Source organism: Parabacteroides sp. PF5-6, from assembly GCF_029504695.1.
Classification (GTDB): Bacteria; Bacteroidota; Bacteroidia; order Bacteroidales; family Tannerellaceae; genus QVMG01.
Window position 1 is genome coordinate 61271 of record NZ_JAQFIN010000017.1, and the last position, 18957, is coordinate 80227.

11 protein-coding genes and 2 tRNA genes are annotated in these 18957 nt (G+C 48.9%); 7 read left to right on the forward strand and 6 right to left on the reverse strand.

The window, feature by feature from the left end; all coding sequences use genetic code 11:
• Positions 1–344: 344 nt before the first annotated feature.
• Together M2133_RS14685 and M2133_RS14690 are read right to left on the reverse strand one after the other, a co-directional pair.
• Positions 345–3011: a hypothetical protein gene (locus M2133_RS14685; RefSeq protein ID WP_277466946.1), complete on the reverse strand. Its 2667-nt coding sequence runs from the start codon at positions 3009–3011 to the stop codon at positions 345–347.
• 53 nt (positions 3012–3064) lie between these two features.
• Positions 3065–3355 (reverse strand): hypothetical protein, encoded by a 291-nt coding sequence (locus tag M2133_RS14690; protein ID WP_277466947.1) that lies wholly within the window; start codon positions 3353–3355, stop codon positions 3065–3067.
• A 317-nt stretch (positions 3356–3672) separates the two neighbouring features.
• Between M2133_RS14690 and M2133_RS14695 the strand changes: the two genes are divergently transcribed.
• A complete protein-coding gene (locus M2133_RS14695) occupies positions 3673–4746 on the forward strand; it encodes a metallophosphoesterase (protein ID WP_277466948.1) in 1074 nt (357 codons plus the stop codon).
• Positions 4747–4788: 42 nt separating this feature from the next.
• Here M2133_RS14695 and M2133_RS14700 read toward each other — a convergent pair whose 3' ends face one another.
• A complete protein-coding gene (locus tag M2133_RS14700) occupies positions 4789–7275 on the reverse strand; it encodes a sugar-binding domain-containing protein (RefSeq protein WP_277466949.1) in 2487 nt (828 codons plus the stop codon).
• A 334-nt stretch (positions 7276–7609) separates the two neighbouring features.
• Here M2133_RS14700 and metK point away from each other — a divergent pair, with 334 nt between their 5' ends.
• Together metK and M2133_RS14710 are read left to right on the forward strand one after the other, a co-directional pair.
• Complete coding sequence (gene metK / locus M2133_RS14705) at positions 7610–8896, forward strand: methionine adenosyltransferase (protein ID WP_277466950.1); 1287 nt, start codon at positions 7610–7612, stop codon at positions 8894–8896.
• A 227-nt stretch (positions 8897–9123) separates the two neighbouring features.
• Positions 9124–11997, forward strand: coding sequence for a M16 family metallopeptidase (locus M2133_RS14710; protein WP_277466951.1), 2874 nt, complete (start codon positions 9124–9126; stop codon positions 11995–11997).
• A gap of 239 nt (positions 11998–12236) precedes the next feature.
• On the opposite strand, the gene M2133_RS14715 is transcribed toward M2133_RS14710, so the two are convergent.
• Positions 12237–13007 (reverse strand): ATP-binding cassette domain-containing protein, encoded by a 771-nt coding sequence (locus M2133_RS14715; RefSeq protein ID WP_277466952.1) that lies wholly within the window; start codon positions 13005–13007, stop codon positions 12237–12239.
• A gap of 1 nt (position 13008) precedes the next feature.
• Positions 13009–13752, reverse strand: coding sequence for an ABC transporter permease (locus tag M2133_RS14720; protein ID WP_277466953.1), 744 nt, complete (start codon positions 13750–13752; stop codon positions 13009–13011).
• A 100-nt stretch (positions 13753–13852) separates the two neighbouring features.
• Between M2133_RS14720 and hisS the strand changes: the two genes are divergently transcribed.
• From hisS to groL, 3 genes are all read left to right on the forward strand, one after another.
• Positions 13853–15211, forward strand: coding sequence for a histidine--tRNA ligase (gene hisS / locus M2133_RS14725; RefSeq protein ID WP_277466954.1), 1359 nt, complete (start codon positions 13853–13855; stop codon positions 15209–15211).
• A gap of 259 nt (positions 15212–15470) precedes the next feature.
• Positions 15471–15740 (forward strand): co-chaperone GroES, encoded by a 270-nt coding sequence (locus M2133_RS14730; protein WP_277466955.1) that lies wholly within the window; start codon positions 15471–15473, stop codon positions 15738–15740.
• Between the two features lie 115 nt (positions 15741–15855).
• On the forward strand, positions 15856–17496 hold the full coding sequence (groL, locus tag M2133_RS14735; protein ID WP_277466956.1) for a chaperonin GroEL: 1641 nt from the start codon (positions 15856–15858) through the stop codon (positions 17494–17496).
• A gap of 116 nt (positions 17497–17612) precedes the next feature.
• Here groL and M2133_RS14740 read toward each other — a convergent pair.
• A tRNA-Pro gene (locus tag M2133_RS14740) sits at positions 17613–17686 on the reverse strand.
• Between the two features lie 135 nt (positions 17687–17821).
• Between M2133_RS14740 and M2133_RS14745 the strand changes: the two genes are divergently transcribed.
• Positions 17822–17894, forward strand: a tRNA-Phe gene (locus M2133_RS14745).
• Positions 17895–18957: the final 1063 nt, after the last annotated feature.

Consider the following 18957-nt stretch of genomic DNA (forward strand, 5'->3'; position numbering starts at 1 on the left):
CAGAGATAGTATATCTTATACTTTTGGGTCAGCCCCAGCCAAGAATGTCCATCTGCTACCCCGGAAAAACCTTCACTTCTCACGATATTTGACCCGCCAAAACCCCCTTTTCCAAAACATCGCACTTTGGGTGAAAAAACATTGCACTTTGCGCGAAAAAACATTGCGCTTTGATCGAATAAAGTGCAATGTTTTTTTGGGGAGGGATAAACGTGAGGAATTGAAAAACCGGCAGTCCCCGCGAACGGGGCTGCCGGAGGATAATAATGCCGGGTTAGTCTGGTGAATATCTTTGTCTGTGATAAGTCGTAAGTGATTAATAATTAATAATTAACAATTAACAATTAATCATTAACCATCACCTTCCACGTCTGTGTTCCGGCGCGGACCACATAAACGCCGGCGGACAAAGCAACTGTTTTTGAACCGCGAAGGGCGCGAAGCGACACGACGTTTTGGCCGGTGACGCTGTAGATAGCGATGTCGACCGCATTGGCCATTTCATTGTCAATTGTCAATTGTCCATTGTCCATTGCCACGCGGATCTTGCCGGTGGCAAGAGAGGCGTGGCCCGTGGTATACCCTTCGAGGGTGATGACGATCGGTCCTTCCACCTTAGCGATGGTATATGTATACGATTCGGCACGCAGGGCGTTGGCTGTCAGTTCCTCTCCATTGACAAATACCTTCATTGCCGACAGATCGAGTGTCGAGCTACTGATCGTAAAGGTAAATGGCTGGCCGTAGATTGCTTTCCCGCTGGCGGTGATAGTCAGTCCTTCGATCTCCGGCAGGGTCACCGGATATTCGCGCAGGGCGATCACCACATCCAGGTCTTTCTCGATCGGGTTGAGGATATAACTGCCACCGCGTCCGTCGACAGATGCATTGAATGCCGTCTCCACGCCATCCACCAGGAAGAGAATATCTTCGGCAGTCATCCCACTTGTTTCGGGGAAGAAGCTCAGGAAGAGATGATCCCCTTCGGCAATGGTATGGCTACCGGTAGCGTAGTCACAGGTGATACCATCGGTAACAGTGAGCGTCAGGGTATGGGAGATTATATCTACCGGCTCCTCATAAGTGCCGCTCTTGATAAACATCTCGTTACTATCATCCCATACATATAACCCTTCAGACAAACCATTAGCGGTAGGTACGGCAGTGGCGGCGCCTACTGTAATATCGTTTTCACCCGTAAAGTCTATCCCCTGATCCTTGAATTTGCCAGGCATCCGATAGACTTCTGAACCTTCCGCCAGGTAAATTGCACCACCGTTTTCCGCGGTCAGTGTGCCTCCGCGATATGCTATTTCAGCTTCACCGTTGTTTTTAATTCCGTAGTTATTTCCGTTTCCTTTTTTTATTGTTAACGTACCACCTTCTATACTTAATACTCCTTCGTTATGGATACCCGTATCGGAAAAGTTCTCGATCGTAAGCTCAGCATCGGTATAAAGTGATAGTTTTTTTCCTTTTGCAATCGATAATAAGTTTGTTCCCGTGGCGGAGTTCAGGATGATCTTTGCATTGGCTCTTATTTTGATGTCGTCATTGATATTCAATCCCCCTCTTTCGGTGTTCTTTAGGTTGACCGTGATATGATTAAAGGTAGTATTCCCGTTGCTGCCATTACCATAGATACCATCCTTGTCGGTGTTTTCAATACTGATTACCCCTCCGCCGTTGATAGTTATGGCGTTCCCATTACAATCAATTGAACCACCATTCGTAAGGGTCAGTGTTTTTCCATTGGTATAGATTGCGTGATCTGCACCCATTTTGACATCTTGGGTTAGGTCGAAGCTTTTGCCTAAGATAATGGGGTCGGAAGCATCGGTATTTCTCAGGGCAGCAATAAATGTATCTTCGGACGAGATCTTATCTGGGGCAGAGTTGCCGTTCAACGTTCCATCGATGTGGTAGATCTTGCCGTTGGTTATCATATCTTTGGCATTGGCATCCACGCCGGCAACAGTCTGTGTGCTTACTGCTCCATCATTGATTATCAAGTTATTATTGATCTTTCCTTTGAACGCCACACTGCCACTCTCAACGGTGGTGATGCAGTTTGTTGCATTACCATTTGTTGTATTATCTTCATTAGCGGCAATGGTAAGGGTTGCGTTAGCGATTGAGAGGTTTTTCGCCCCATTGGTAGGATTGCATCCAATGGCACAAACAGTTCCTGTCGTTTGGGTATTGATATTAATTTCACCAGTGGCATCGATGGTTGCGTCGCCAGTTAGCTCTATGCCATAGCTTTTAGTCCCGGTAATATCCAATTTGCCGGTTGTATTCATTGTGCCGGTGATATTTAGCTTACCCACTGCTATCATTTCTATACCATAATAGCCCGATACCGTTAATATACCCGCCATATCTGTAAGGTCTATTGTCAGGTCATTTCCCGAGCGGATGCCACTATACCTCATGGTGTTGGTACTTTCAAAGGTACAATCCGCACTTGTACTAATCGTTATATTGCCATTCGTCATATTAAGTCCTGCTGATTCGTTAGCAATTGACGATAGTTGGGCATCGCCGGATACCGTGAGGTTACCCTTTCCCATTAAGATACCGGTAGCCGATACCGTTCCACTTTCGATAATCAGATCGCCAACCCTAATATATAGAGCGTTGTTTTGATCGGCATTACTAAAGGTTAATGTCCCGCTGGAACCATTAATCGTCAGGGAACCACCTTCAAATTGAAGGGCGCTCTTATAGCTCTCATTGATTGTTACATTGCCGCTATAGGTCAACTTGACATTAGCTTCTTCGTTCAAGTAAAATTCAATTGAACCGCCACTGTAAGTGCTTTCCAGCGTTAGCGTTTTGGTTGTTTTATTCCAGCTCCATCCGGTACCAGACATATCGGATGCTGTTGGATTAAAATCCATACCACCAACCACGATTGATTCCGTAGCAACCTGCGCCTGCAGGTGCAAACAAATTGTCATAAAGAACAATGGCAATAAGACTCGATTAAAAAGAGATTTTTGTTTCATGTTTGTAAATGTTTTAATGGCTTTACGCTTTAGTAAGCGATCTGCGTTGTTAATTATGAATGGTAATTTATAAATTGAAATTCCTCCAATAGATTCGATCCGTCGGCATTATAGTAACTCACGAAATGCATCAGGCTTTCCGCCGAGAGGTTTTGCAGATAGAGCTTATGTGCCACGCCATCGACCGGATGGGAAAACTGGCGGTAGTACGTCAGGTGTTTCCCCCGACAAATAGCCAACATACGCGGCAAGGACGGACTATATCCGATCTCTTCCGTTTCTTTATTCTCCTTTACGATATATACCCAGCAGAACGAATCGCGGGACAAAACCTTTGTTTGCATCTCTATATTATTAATGTAAGGCATAAAGTACTCTCTCTTTGAGGTGTTTCTTGTTAGCCTTTGTAACTCATACTTTCGGTGCAAATCTACGGGTGCGCTGCCGCAACGACCTCTCAAATCTGAAAAAAAACCTCTCAAATCTGAAAAAACGGCCCTAAAAGAGTTAATAAAGATTAACGACGGTGGCAAAGCTATCAATAATGGGGTGATAGTTTTGCCACCGTTTATAAGCTATGGGCGTGGAAATCGCTTGCTTCTGTGTTCGGCTTTTCGTATATTTGTAAAAGAATTGTTTCTCCTCAAATAAATACATTACAATGAAAAAAGCACTACTGTCTATCTGTTGTTTATTGCATATCTCTTACGTTGCTTTGGCTCAAAACCGGGCGGATCAGCAAGAACTGACCGATCCGAACTCTTTCTCTATGATCCTATTGGGTGATCCACAGGGTTATATGAAGTATGATATCAACCAGCCGTTGTTCGAACTGTGTACGGCATGGATCTCAGACCATATCGATCAACTGAATATCAAAGCGGTATTGTGCACGGGGGATATTGTTGAGCAGAATGAGAATATCGTGCGCAACCGCAAGATGGTGAACCAGACCAGTCGGGAGATGTGGGAAGCCGCCTCGCGTGCTTTCGAGCGGTTGGATAATAAGGTTCCTTATATCATCTCTGCCGGGAATCATGAGTATGGATACCGCAGCGCGGAGAATGGGAATACGAAGTTCCCGGAGTATTTCCCCTTCGAACGGAATAGGGCCTGGCGGGATATCTGTGTCAGTGTGTTTCCTAACCGTAGCGGTGTGGAGTCGTTGGAGAATTCAGCGTATGAGTTTGTTGAACCGAACTGGGGAAAACTATTGGTGATCACTTCCGAGTTCGCGCCGCGTGACGAGGTGCTTCACTGGGCGAAAGAATTAGCCGCCAAACCGGAATACAAAGAACATAAAGTCATCTTTATGACTCACTCTTTCTTGCGTCAACGGACAGCCGAACGGACCGATAACGAGAACTATCGTATCACTCCACGCAACTGGGGCGTTGGTGTTTGGGAAAAACTGATCGAGCCCTCCAGTAATATCCGTATGGTTCTTTGCGGTCATACCGGCAAACCGGGCGATTTCGAAGATTCGGTCGCTTACCGTGTCGATAAGAACAAAGCCGGAAAGGATGTACATCAGATGATGTTCAACGTACAGATCCTTGGTGGCGGCTGGGAAGGCAATGGGGGCGACGGCTGGCTGCGCATCCTGGAGTTTATGCCCGACGGCAAGACCATCAAGGTGAGAACCTACTCTCCCCTGTTCGGTATCTCACCCTCGACGAAGCATCTGGCGCACCGGACGGAAGCCTTCGATCAGTTTGAGATGATCATGGAGTGAAAAAGAATAGCCACGGATAAAATCTTATCCGTGGCTATTCTTTTACTTCGTTTCAAATGTAAGCTCAAGCGGTTTGAGCCAGGGGGAGGAGAAATGTATGCGTACTTCCCCGGCTTCGCCCGTCGCTTCGAGGTAGGCGAGGAGCTTGCCGTTGAAAGCGCGCTGGCGGTTGTCGGTATAATCACCCATATCGGAGTTGTTGCTCGCTTCGAGTCCCAACAGGCGGGCAGGGCCTTTGACGCGGCAGGTGATCTCATCGTCGGACAGCATCACGGGAATGCCTTTTTCATCAACCACCTGCAATACGATCTGGATCAATCCCCGGTCTTTACAGATCTCTTTATCGACAATCTCCGCGGTGATCGCTGCCGGACGTCCGGACGACTGGATGGCGTAGCGGGTCGTCTCTTTGCCAGTGGCATCCATGCCGACGACTTCAAGTTTGCCGGCTTTGAACGGGATATCCCAATAGATAATACCCACTTTCTCGTCGTAATTCTTTTCGGCACCAACGATCGAACCGTTGAGCTCCAGTCGGGCTTTGGCGGCGTTGGTGTAGCAGACCACGCGGATCGAACGGCCTTCTTCGTAGTTCCAAACCGACCAGGCATCCATCGACGGGAAACGTTCCATGCGGGAGCCTTCGGTCTGCGACCATACATCGGCCATCTGGTTGCCACCGCCTTGTCCCGGCGTCGGGTAAGTGCCCAGGTAAGACACCGGACGATCTGCCCAAAGCGACTGACGGAAGTAACCTCTCGGCTTGATAAAGCCACCGAAATCCAACAAGCCCGAATAGAACCCGCGGGAAGGCCAGCGGCCCGACTCACCCAGGTAGTCGATACCGGTCCACAGGAATTGGCCGAAGATAAACTCACGCTCGGTCACTGCCTGCCAGGCACTCAGTTCGTGGCGGTTCTCACTACCGTAGATGATGCGGTTGGGGTATTTCTGATGGTCGGCGTCGTACATGCTTTCCGTATAGTTATAGCCGGCGATATCCAAAGCGCCCGGGTATTCCGTTTCGTTCGACATGGCAACACCGGCCAGGCCGGCAGTGGTCGGACGGTTCGGGTCGTATTCTTTTACTACCTTAACCAAACGTTTGGCAATCGCTCCCAGGCGCATGGCGTCGGGCGCGTCTTTCTTGTAGCCACCGAAGATCGGTTGGGTAAAGCCGGTATCTCTGCCACCGTCGAGCACGGGGTGGGAGTAGGGGTCGTTTGGATAGTCCACCTCATTGCCGATGCTCCAGGCAAAGACGGAGATATGGTTGCGGTCGCGGCAGACCATATCCGCCAGGTCTTTCTCGCCCCATTCTTCAAAGAAATCATAGTTGCCCTGGAAACCGGGCGTGCCCACGTTCCAGCCTTCGAGCCATTTGCGCTTGGGGAATTCCCATTCGTCGTAGGCTTCGTTCAATACCAACATACCCAGTTCGTCGCAGAGCGCGTACAGGTCGGGTGCCTGCGGGTTGTGGCTGGTGCGGATCGCGTTACAACCAATCTCTTTCAGAGTCAGGATCCTTCTTTTCCATACGTCGCGGGGAACGGCTGAACCCAGTACGCCGGCATCGTGATGGATACAGACGCCTTTCATCTTCATGGCCTGGCCATTGAGTGCAAAACCTTTGTTCGGATCGAACGCGAAGTGGCGGAAGCCGGTCTTCGTCTGCGTTTCATCGATCACTTTTCCGTTGCGCATCACCGTGGTATGCAAGGTATAAAGCGAAGGATTGTCCAGGTCCCAGAGTGCGGGTTTGTTGACTTTCAGCTCTGCCTGGATCTTGCCTTCCTGGTTGGCGGCGATGGAGAGCTTGCGGGTATTCTTGCCGACGCTCTTTCCGGCGGGGTCGATCAGTTCGTTGACGATGGAAAGGGTGGCGGCGGAAGCGTCGTCGTTCTGCACCGTCACCTCCACCTGCAAGACGCCCTGGCGGGCATTGGCTACCTTGGGGAAGGCATAAACGCCCCATTGCGCGATATGCACGGGATCGGCATAGACCAGCCAGACATTGCGGTAGATACCCGAGCCGGTGTACCAGCGTGAGTCGGCGCTCTGGCTATGATCTACGCGAACGGCCAAGGTGTTTGTCTTCCCATATTCGACGAACGGCGTCGCGTCGTAGAGGAAAGAGACATACCCGTTCGGGCGTTTGCCCAAGAGCTTGCCGTTGAGGTAGACTTCACTCCGGTTGTAGACCCCTTCGAAGTAGAGGTAAACCTTTTCGCCCTGTTTATCCTGCGGGATATCGAGGGTCTTGCGATACCAAGCGATACCGCCGGGAAGATAACCGGTGGCGCTGGCCAGGGTAGGGCTCAACTGACCTTTGACGGTCCAGTCGTGCGGCAGGTCGACTGCTTTCCATTTCGAATCGTCGAAAGCAGTGGCTTGCGCGTGGGTTTCATCACTGAGGATAAACTTCCAGTCGTTGTTGATCATCGCGGATCGACCGAAAGAGACCTGCGCCTGCAGGCTCATGGCGATGCATAAAAGCAAAGCGGAGAAGAAAACTTTGGTGTAATTCATGTTTTACTATATTATATATGTATTCAGATGTTTCAGATTAATGGGGTGACTCAGAATTATAAGCGTTCTTTTAACACCCCAATGCTGCAAAAATAGCGCTTTTCGGTATACGGGAGGTTAAGAAATCATTCAATAATGGCGTAATTATCATTCGGATGACCTGATTTTGTGGAATATTCCTTATCTTTGCCCCCGAATTGACGTGGACAGATTTGTATTGCTTGCAACCACAGGAAAAAATGCTAAAAACAAACTCCGCTTTTTGCCGTTCGGCAATATACTTCTTCACGGGTCAGTTCGTTAGAATGTATTATCTTAAAAGAAAATAGTCAAAATGGGTTATCTATTTACCTCCGAATCGGTGTCTGAAGGGCACCCCGATAAAGTAGCCGATCAGATATCGGATGCTTTGCTTGATGAGTTCCTGGCGCATGATGCCAACTCGAAAGTAGCTTGCGAAACATTAGTAACCACCGGACAGGTTGTTGTGGCCGGAGAAGTAAAATCGAGTGCGTATGTCGATGTGCAGGACGTGGTGCGTTCGGTGATCGAACGTATCGGGTATACCCAAAGCGAATATCAGTTTGAAGCCAAATCGTGCGGCGTCTTGTCGGCGATCCATGAGCAGAGTGGCGATATCAACCGGGGTGTCGAGCGCGAAGATCCGATGAATCAGGGGGCGGGCGACCAAGGTATGATGTTCGGTTATGCCACGATCGAGACGGAGAACTTTATGCCGCTGGCGTTGGATCTCTCGCATAGCCTGTTGAAAGAGCTGGCACATATCCGCAAACATGAACTGCACCTGATGCCTTACCTGCGTCCCGACGCCAAAGCACAGGTGACGATCGAATACGAAGATAACGGAGCGCCGCTGCGTGTGGATACGATCGTGGTCTCCACCCAGCACGATGAGTTTATCGGTGCCTTGGGCATTACGCAGGCGGAAGCCGACAGCGCGATGCAGAAACGCATTGCCGACGACGTGCGCCGGATCCTGATCCCCCGCGTGATGGAGCAATACCCCGTTCATGTGCAAGCCTTGTTCAACGATGATATCAAATACCATATCAACCCCACGGGTAAGTTCGTGATCGGTGGCCCGCATGGCGATACCGGTCTGACGGGACGGAAGATCATTGTGGATACGTACGGCGGAAAAGCTTCCCATGGGGGAGGCGCTTTCTCGGGCAAAGACCCTTCGAAGGTCGACCGCTCGGCGGCTTATGCTGCTCGCCATATCGCCAAGAACCTGGTGGCTGCCGGGGTGGCCGATGAATTGCTGGTGCAGGTATCGTATGCCATTGGCGTGGCTTATCCGATGAATATCTTCGTCAATACCTACGGCCGTGCCAATGTGGATATGACCGACGGTGAGATCGCCCGCCTGATTCAGGATATCTTCGATATGCGTCCCAAAGCCATCGAAGAACGGCTCAACCTGCGCAACCCGATCTACCTGGAAACCGCCGCCTACGGACACATGGGGCGCCGCCCGGAAACAGTGACCAAGGTATTTACTTCCCGTTATCTGCCCGAGCCCATCATCCGGGAAGTGGAACTCTTCACCTGGGAAAAGCTCGATCATGTCGAAGTAATCAAAAAAGTTTTCTGCTTATAAAGCACCCTCCCCCCCCCCCTTAATCCCCTTAATCCCCTTAAACCCCTTAATCCTTAAAGCCCTTAAGGCTTTTAAGGCCCTTAAGGGCTTTAAGGCTTTTTGGCCAACTCAGTTGAAAAAACCTGAACCTCTTACCTTTCTATAAAAATAAAGCATATATTTGGGGCGTAATCCCTAATACTAATTCTATGCGCAATTCTCTATTCTTATTCACGTTGGCTGTATTTATGGGAATATTTACAGCTTGCCAGGAGACGTCGCCGTATCCCTACGAGACTGTCCCCAACGATCCGATGAAAGCCCGTATCTATACCCTGGACAACGGACTGAAAGTGTACATGACTGTCAATAAGGAAACGCCACGTATCCAAACCTACATCGCCGTCCGGGTAGGCGGTAAAAACGACCCGGCTGAAACGACAGGCTTGGCTCACTACTTCGAGCACCTGATGTTTAAAGGAACCCAACAGTTCGGTACCCAGAACTACGCACAGGAAAAGCCTTTACTGGATGAGATCGAAAGGCTCTTCGAAGTGTATCGCCAGACCACGGACGACGCTCAGCGCAAAGCGATCTATCAGCAGATCGACAGCGTATCGTACGAAGCTTCGAAGCTCTCGATCCCCAACGAGTATGATAAGTTGATGTCGGCTATCGGCGCGAATGGAACCAATGCATACACTTCTTTCGACCAAACGGTCTATCAGGAAGATATCCCTTCGAACCAGATCGAGAACTGGGCGAAGATCCAAGCCGACCGCTTCAAAAACAATGTGATCCGTGGCTTCCATACCGAATTGGAAACGGTGTATGAAGAGAAGAATATGTCGCTGACCAGCGACGGACGTAAGGTGAGCGAGACGCTATTGTCGATGCTCTTCCCCGATCACCCGTATGGCTCGCAGACCGTACTGGGTACGCAGGAGCATCTGAAGAATCCTTCGATCACCAACATCAAGAACTACTATAAAACCTGGTATGTGCCTAACAATATGGCGGTCTGTCTTTCCGGCGATTTCGATCCGGAAGAGATGATCCGGGTGATCGATCAGTATTTCGGCGATATGCAACCCAACCCGAACCTGCCGCAGCCGCCGGCAGTACACGAATCGCCGCTCAAGAGCGTGACCGAGAAAGAGGTATTGGGATTGGAAGCCGCGAATATCAATATCGGCTGGCGTGTGCCCGGTGCCGGAAGTCCGGATAACGACCTGATGACCCTGGCCCGCAGTATCCTGAACAACGGCAAGGCCGGTTTGTTGGATGTCAACCTGAACCAGCAACAGAAGGTATTGAGCTCGTATGCCGGCGGCTGGACGATGGCCGATCATACGATGTTTATGATGAATGGCCGTCCGAAACAGGGACAAACCCTGGATGAGGTGAAAGAGCTGTTGTTGGGCGAAGTGGCCAAATTACGCAACGGAGAGTTCGATGAAGAGCTGTTGGAAGCAACGATCAACAATTTCAAACTGTCGGAAGTGTCGCGTATGGAGTATAACTACGTGCGTGCCAGTATGTTTATCAATTCCTTTATCAACGGAACACCCTGGAAGAACGAGGTGGAACGGATGGATCGCCTGAGCCGGGTAAATAAACAGCAGATCGTAGACTTCGCCAATAAATACCTGGGCGATACCTACGCGGTGGTCTACAAACGGGAAGGCAAAGACCCGAATGAGCTGAAGATCGAGAAACCGGCGATCACGCCGATCGAAACGAACCGCGACAAGAGTAGCACGTTCCTGACGGAGATCCAGGCTTCGGAAGTGCAACCGATCGAACCGGTCTTTATCGATTTCGAGAAAGATATGCAGCGTGCCCAGACGAAGAACGGCATCGAAGTGCTCTACAAACAGAACGTGACAAACGGCATCTTCTCCCTTTTGTATGTCTTTGATATGGGGAATAACCATGACAAAGCGTTGGGTACGGCTTTTGAATACATGAAATACCTGGGTACTTCGACGAAGAGCCTGCAGCAGATCAACGAAGAATTCTATAAACTGGCTTGTTACTTCGGTGTGTATCCGGGAAGCGACCGCACGTATGTCACGCTGGAAGGGCTGGCGGAAAAGATGCCCGAAGCGATGGCGCTGTTTGAAGAGTTATTGGCGGATGCGCAGGTGAATAAAGAAACCTATGCCAACCTGACGGGTGATATCCTGAAGAAACGGGCGGATGCCAAATTGAATCAGATGCAGAACTTCAGCGCGCTGGTGCAATATGCGATCTGGGGACCGAACTCGCCGACGACTCATGTGTTGTCTACCGAAGAACTGCAGACGATGGATCCCGCGCAATTGGTCGACCGTATCCATAAGATCAATTCGTACAAGCATAAGGTATTGTATTATGGCCCGGAAAAACTGAATGACTTGGTGGCCACGATCGAGAAGTACCACAAAACACCGGATACCCTATTGCCTGTGCCGGAAGAGAAAGAATTCAAGCGGGCGGAAACGACGGAGAACCAGGTGTTGTTGGCACAGTATGATGCGAAACAGATCTATTTCTCTTCCGTATCCAACCGGGGCGAGCGCTACGATGCCGCGATGCAACCGACCGCAGAGATGTATAATGAGTATTTCGGTGGCGGGATGAATGCGATTGTCTTCCAAGAGATGCGCGAAGCCCGTGGACTGGCGTATTCGGCCAGCGCTTACCTGATCTCTCCTTCGAAGCTGAAAGATCCGTATGTCTACCGCACGTTTATCGCTACGCAGAACGATAAGATGATCGACGCCATGAAAGCTTTCGATGATATTATCAACAATATGCCGGAGTCTGAACGTGCCTTTGCCCTGGCTAAGGAAGGTTTGATCACCCGGATGCGTACCGAGCGGATCACGAAAGCGAATGTGCTTTGGTCGTACCTCTATGCCCAGGATCTGGGACTGGATAACGACGGGCGCAAGCAGTTGTTCGACGAAGTGCAGACTATGACCTTGCCGCAGATTGTCGACTTCCAGCAGAAGTGGGTCAAAGACCGGAAATATACCTATTGTGTCCTGGGCGATGCGAATGATCTGGATCTGAAGGCACTCGGTGAATATGGCCCGGTGAAAAAGTTAACTAAGGAAGAGATTTTCGGTTATTAACCTGTTGGGCGCTGAAAGCGCGTTAGACTCAGCCCAGGGTGACCAGCGGGAACCCTGGGAAACTATCAAATATATTATCTCGGTGTCCCCGCCTGGTCAGGCGGGGGGGACCGCTGCTTGCAGCGGTGGGGTGGTTGTCTTTGTTTACAATATAGGAACCACCACTCCACCATCGCAAGCGATGGTCCCCCTCGCCTGACCAGGCGAGGACACCGAGATAGTATATATGATATTTTTGATTACCCTTCCTCCTGATGCATCTCTACTTCCTTGACCTTTCGGAATAAATCGGATGCAAAGATAAAATCATTCAGTGCCTTATTGGTGGAGGTCATGATCTCGTCTTTATGGCCGCGCCATTCCATGTTGCCTTCTTTGATGAAGATGATGTTGTCGCCGATATTCATGACCGAGTTCATGTCGTGGGTGTTGATGATCGTGGTCATATTGTAGTCGGTGGTGATGTCGTGGATCAGATCGTCGATGATCAGGGAGGTTTTGGGGTCGAGTCCGGAATTGGGCTCGTCGCAAAAGAGATATTTGGGTTGCAAAGCGATGGCGCGGGCGATAGCGGCACGTTTCATCATACCCCCGCTGATCTCCGAAGGGAAGAGGTGACCGGCATCCTGCAGGTTGACCCGTTCGAGGCAGAACTCTGCCCGGCTTCTCCGCTCTTTGGATGAGTCTTTGGAGAACATATCCAACGGGAACATCACATTCTCCAATACCGTCATGCTGTCGAACAATGCCGATCCCTGGAAAAGCATACCCATCTCACGCCGCAGATGCTTGGTCTCTTTCTTGGTCATGGCCGTCAGGTCGCGCCCATCGTATAAGATCGCGCCGGAGTCGGGAAGCATCAGGCCAATGATATTCTTGATCAATACCGTCTTTCCTGATCCGCTTCGGCCGATGATCAGATTGGTTTTCCCATCTTCGAATACCGCGTTGATATCGTTCAGGACCACGCGTCCGTCGAACGATTTGATAATATGTTTTACTTCAACCATCTTATGTCAATAATAATTGCGTTAGAATAACGTCGGCCAGCAAGATCATGATGCTGCTCATAACGACCGAATTGGTACTGGCTTTGCCCACTTCCAAGGCTCCGCCTTTCACGTAATAGCCGAAATAGGAGGCGATGGAAGCGATGATAAAGGCGTATACCACGGATTTGATGATGGAGTACCAGATGTAAAAGGAATTATACCAGTATTGCAGGCCGTATTCAAAATCAGTGGACGACATTCCTTCCACAAAGTAACTGGCAAACACCCCGCCGATGATGCCGGTGAACATACTGAAGATAACCAAAACGGGAATGAATAGCATCAATCCGACGATCTTCGGCAGGATCAGGTAGTTGGCCGAGTTGACACCCATAATCTCCATGGCGTCGATCTGCTCGGTGACGCGCATCGTGCCGATCTCCGACGCGATATTACTGCCTACCTTACCCGCCAGGATCAAGGCCATGATGGAGGAGGAGAACTCCAATAGGATAATCTCACGGGTCATATACCCGATGGTAAACTTCGGAATCAATGGCGATTGTATATTCAGGGATACCTGGATGGCGATAACCGTACCGATAAAAACCGAGATGATAATCACGATCCACAAGGAATCGACTCCCAGTTTGTATATTTCTTTTACCAGTTGTTTGAAAAACATATTCCATCGGTCAGGGATGGAGATGCTTTTCTTCATCAGAAGGCTGTATTCGCCTAACTGGTGCAATGCTTTGTTCATTCTTTTTGCGCTCTAAAATTTTAAACCAGAGAGCAAAGATAAGGAAATACCGGTATTTCCTTATCTTTGCATCTTCTAAATATAAAAGTAAAGTAGCAGTATGCAGAAACCATCTATCCCAAAAGGAACCAGAGACTTCTCGCCGGAGGAAATGGCGAAACGTAATTATATCTTCAATACGATCCGCGAGGTATTTCATCTTTACGGCTTTCAACAGATCGAAACGCCGGCGATGGAAAACCTGTCTACCCTGATGGGTAAATATGGCGAAGAAGGGGATAAGTTATTGTTCAAGATCCTGAATTCAGGGGATTACTTTTCGGGCATCTCAGATGAAGAATTGCAAGAGAAGAATACAGCCCGCCTGGCTTCCCGCCTGTGTGAGAAAGGATTACGTTACGACCTGACGGTTCCTTTTGCCCGTTACGTGGTGCAACATCGTCATGAGATCAATTTTCCTTTCAAACGTTATCAGATTCAACCGGTATGGCGTGCCGACCGTCCGCAGAAAGGACGTTATAGGGAGTTTTACCAGTGTGACGTAGATGTGGTCGGTTCCGATTCATTGATCAATGAGGTGGAGCTGATCCAGATTATTGATGAGGTATTCGATCGCCTGGGCATCCGGGTAGCCATCAAAATGAATAACCGGAAGATCCTGACCGGCATCGCCGAGATCATCGGGGAAGCCGATAAGATTGTGGATATAACCGTAGCGATCGACAAATTGGATAAGATCGGTTTGGAGAAAGTGAACGAAGAACTGCGCGGTAAAGGCCTCTCGGAAGAGGCGATCGAGCGCTTGCAACCGATTATCCGTCTGGAAGGAACCAACGTAGAGAAGATCCATATCCTGGAACAAACACTTCAGGAGTCGGAGATCGGCATCAAAGGGGTGGAAGAGATGGATCTTATCCTGGATAAACTGCATCACATACCGATCCGTGCCCAACTGGATCTGGACCTGACATTGGCCAGAGGATTGAATTATTATACCGGTGCGATCTTCGAAGTGAAAGCGTTGGATGTCGAGATCGGAAGTATCACCGGTGGCGGACGATACGATAACCTGACGGGTGTGTTTGGCTTGCAAGGCGTATCGGGAGTCGGAATATCTTTTGGTGCCGACCGGATCTTCGATGTGTTGAACCAGTTGAATCTCTATCCGGAAGGTTCATTACAGACTACCCAGGTCTTGTTTGTCAATTTTGGCGAAGCGGAAGAAACTTACCTGTTGCCGATCGTCTCTCAGGTGCGTGCGGCAGGTATCCGGGCGGAACTCTATCCCGAACCGGCCAAGATGAAAAAACAAATGAGCTATGCCGATGCCAAGAAGATCCCGTATGTGGCGATCGTCGGTGAGAACGAGATGGAGGCAGGCAAGATCAATCTGAAAAATATGCTTACGGGCGAACAGCAACTTATCGCAACAGATGAACTCGTTCATCTGCTGCGATAAGTCAATTAAAAATTAAAAATTACGAATTACGAATTACGAATGGACGCAAAGCGATATCCTATTCATTTTTAATTCGTAATTTGTAATTTTTAATTCCCGAATGACAGGCAAGGCCTGTCATTCGGTATGATTGTCAGTCAAAGAAGACAAGGTGTCAGTTTTCTCCTTGTCTTCTTTTTTTGGCACAAAATTCGCTAATGCTTAGGCAAAACAATGCAAATAACTTATATAAAGTATTAACTAAAAAAAATAGCAAGAGATGAACATTAAACCATTAGCAGACAGAGTGCTGGTAAAGCCGGCTGCAGCAGAAGAGAAGACAGTAGGCGGAATTATTATTCCCGATTCGGCAAAAGAAAAACCGCTGAAAGGTGAAGTGGTAGCTACAGGTAACGGAACGAAAGAGGAAGATATGGTCGTGAAACCGGGCGATAGCGTATTGTATGGCAAGTATGCCGGTACGGAAATCGAACTGGAAGGCGAACAATACCTGATCATGCGTCAGTCTGATATTTTGGCGATTATCTAAGGCCTTAAGAGAAAGAATAAATAAGAAAATAATACAATAATACAATAAAGCAATAACCCCATGCCTCGCTACGGGTTCTCCCCTTTTGGGGGAGTTAGAGGGGGCTGTTAAAACAATGGCAAAAGAGATCAAATATGAAATGGAAGCCCGCGACCTTTTGAAGAAAGGTGTGGATGAATTGGCGAATGCCGTGAAGGTAACCCTGGGCCCGAAAGGACGTAACGTGATTATCGAGAAGAAATTCGGTGCTCCGCATATCACCAAGGACGGTGTGACGGTAGCGAAAGAAATCGATTTGAACTGCCCGTTCGAAAATATGGGTGCGCAGTTGGTGAAAGAAGTGGCTTCTAAAACAAACGACAATGCCGGTGACGGTACGACTACTGCTACGATCCTGGCACAGTCGATCATCACGGTCGGTCTGAAGAACGTGACTGCCGGAGCCAATCCGATGGACCTCAAACGCGGTATCGACAAAGCCGTCGCTAAAGTGGTTGAAAGCCTGGCTTCTCAAGCTGAGGCGGTAGGTGACGACCTGGGTAAGATCGAAAACGTAGCCAAGATCTCGGCGAATGGCGACGAAAGCATCGGTAAACTGATTGCCGAAGCGATGCAGAAAGTAAAAACCGAAGGCGTGATCACGGTTGAAGAAGCCAAAGGAACGGAAACGACTGTCGATGTGGTAGAAGGGATGCAATTCGACCGCGGATATATCTCTCCGTACTTCGTGACCGATACGGAAAAGATGGAAGCCCAGATGGAGAATCCTTTTATCCTGATCTACGACAAAAAGATCTCTGTGTTGAAAGAACTGCTTCCTATCCTGGAACAAACCGTACAGACCGGCCGTCCGCTGTTGATCATCGCCGAAGATATCGATAGCGAAGCGTTGGCAACGCTGGTGGTTAACCGCCTGCGTGGTTCGTTGAAGATCTGTGCCGTGAAAGCGCCGGGCTTTGGCGACCGTCGGAAAGCCATGTTGGAAGATATCGCGATCCTGACCGGTGGAACGGTCATCTCTGAAGAGACCGGATTGAAACTGGAAGGTGCAACGATGGATATGTTGGGAACAACCGAAAAGGTTGTCGTGAATAAAGACAATACCACGATCGTGAACGGTGCCGGCGACAAAGACGCTATCCAGGCACGTATCGCTCAGATCAAAGCCCAGATGGAGACAACGACCTCCGACTACGACAAAGAAAAACTGCAGGAACGCCTGGCTAAGATGGCCGGTGGGGTAGCTGTTCTTTATGTCGGTGCGGCTTCTGAAGTGGAGATGAAAGAAAAGAAAGACCGTGTGGATGATGCCCTGAGCGCAACGCGTGCAGCGATTGAAGAAGGAACCGTTCCCGGTGGTGGTGTCGCTTACATCCGTGCCATCGAAGTATTGGAAGGCCTGAAAGGCGAAAACGAAGACGAAACAACAGGTATCGAGATCGTTAAACGGGCGATCGAAGAACCGCTTCGTCAGATCGTGGCCAATGCCGGTAAAGAAGGTGCCGTAGTGGTACAGAAAGTCAGAGAAGGCAAAGGTGACTTCGGTTACAATGCCCGTACCGATGTGTACGAAAACCTCTGCGCAACGGGTGTGATCGACCCGGCGAAGGTGACGCGTGTCGCTTTGGAAAATGCCGCTTCTATCGCCGGTATGTTCCTGACTACCGAATGCGTGATCGCCGAAAAGAAAGAAGAAGCTCCCGCTATGCCGATGAACCCGGCAGGTATGGGCGGCGGTATGGGTGGCATGATGTAATTCATCCCGCACCGCAAAACAAAGAAGAGGATGTACTGGAAAGTGCATCCTCTTTTGTTTTGCCTCGGTGACCGCAAAAAAAAGACCGGCATCATCTGATACCAGTCTTCGAGTAGTCGGGATGAGAAGACTCGAACTTCCGACCTCCACGTCCCGAACGTGGCGCGCTAGCCAACTGTGCTACATCCCGATTTTTCAATACGGATGCAAAGGTACGAATATTTTTGAACCGTCAAATAGTTTGAAGGATTTTTTCTTTCCTTTTTCTTTTCAATTTATTTGGCATCTTTAAAAGTTTCCCTAACTTTGCACCCGTATTGGAAAAGGTACCATAGCTCAGTTGGTAGAGCAAAGGACTGAAAATCCTTGTGTCCCCGGTTCGATTCCTGGTGGTACCACTTTTAAAAAGAGAAACTCCTGAATTTCAAATGAAGTTCAGGAGTTTTTTTATCTAAATTAGGACGCCTGCACATCAAAGTTCGACTCCACAACTTTTGCTTTATGCTTCGCTAAGCGACCTTCGGTTCGGGGTGATCCTTTGAAAGCGCGTCACGCGCTGCGCGCGCAGTTTACGAATGGAAATCCCAAAAATACCCTCCGAACAAAGTTTTTCGTTTTTTTACTTACATCATACAGGATTTTCTTTTGCATCTGTATATCAACTGTATAGCGATTCCGAATAGCCGAAAAAACACCAAAATTCCTGTAAGTAACTTTCTGGTACCTGTTGGCGAGCCTCGGCTGTGATCGGTTTAACACTGTTGCCTGTCCCGGCTGTATGATGGTAGTAAAAAAACGAAAAACGCTGTGCGGAATGATCGGTTTACCGCTATTTGTCGCTTACATTTATTAACATCTGCCATTCGACTACCAAGCCGCCTCCTTTACCGAAAAAGCCGGCAGGGTTTCCCGAAAGGCCGCCGGAGTTTGGCCAAAGGCCGGCAGGGATTTTGTGGGACTATTCATTTGTTCATTAAGATTAGTCGTTTGGCGTGACTCGGCATAATCCATGCAAGCACGGATTATGCGCTCGCTACTTCAAACGTTGATAATTATCAACAAATGTGTTGACGGTTGTCAACAAATATCTACTCCTTGTTTTCGTTGCCGCAATCCCCCTTTTTCAAACTACCGGTAGTTTGCGAACAAAGTATTAGTAGTTTGCGAACAAACTACCGGTAGTTCGCGAACAAACTACCGGTAGTTTCTGGGGAGGGTGTTTGTATTTCATTTTCAATGGTTTAGAGATCGCATTGAAGAAAATCTTCCGATTTTCTTCAGTAGTTGGTAGTTAGTAGTTAGTAGGCGCGGAGCGGTAAATAGAAGAAAATGTGAAGATGCAGAATAATAGCAAGTGGACTATCTCGGCTCTCCTCCTTTGAAAAGGAGGAGTACCCGAACGAAGAGAGGGGGAGGTGGTTAGATCTTTTAAGTGACTATTAATTAGCAATATAAGAATCT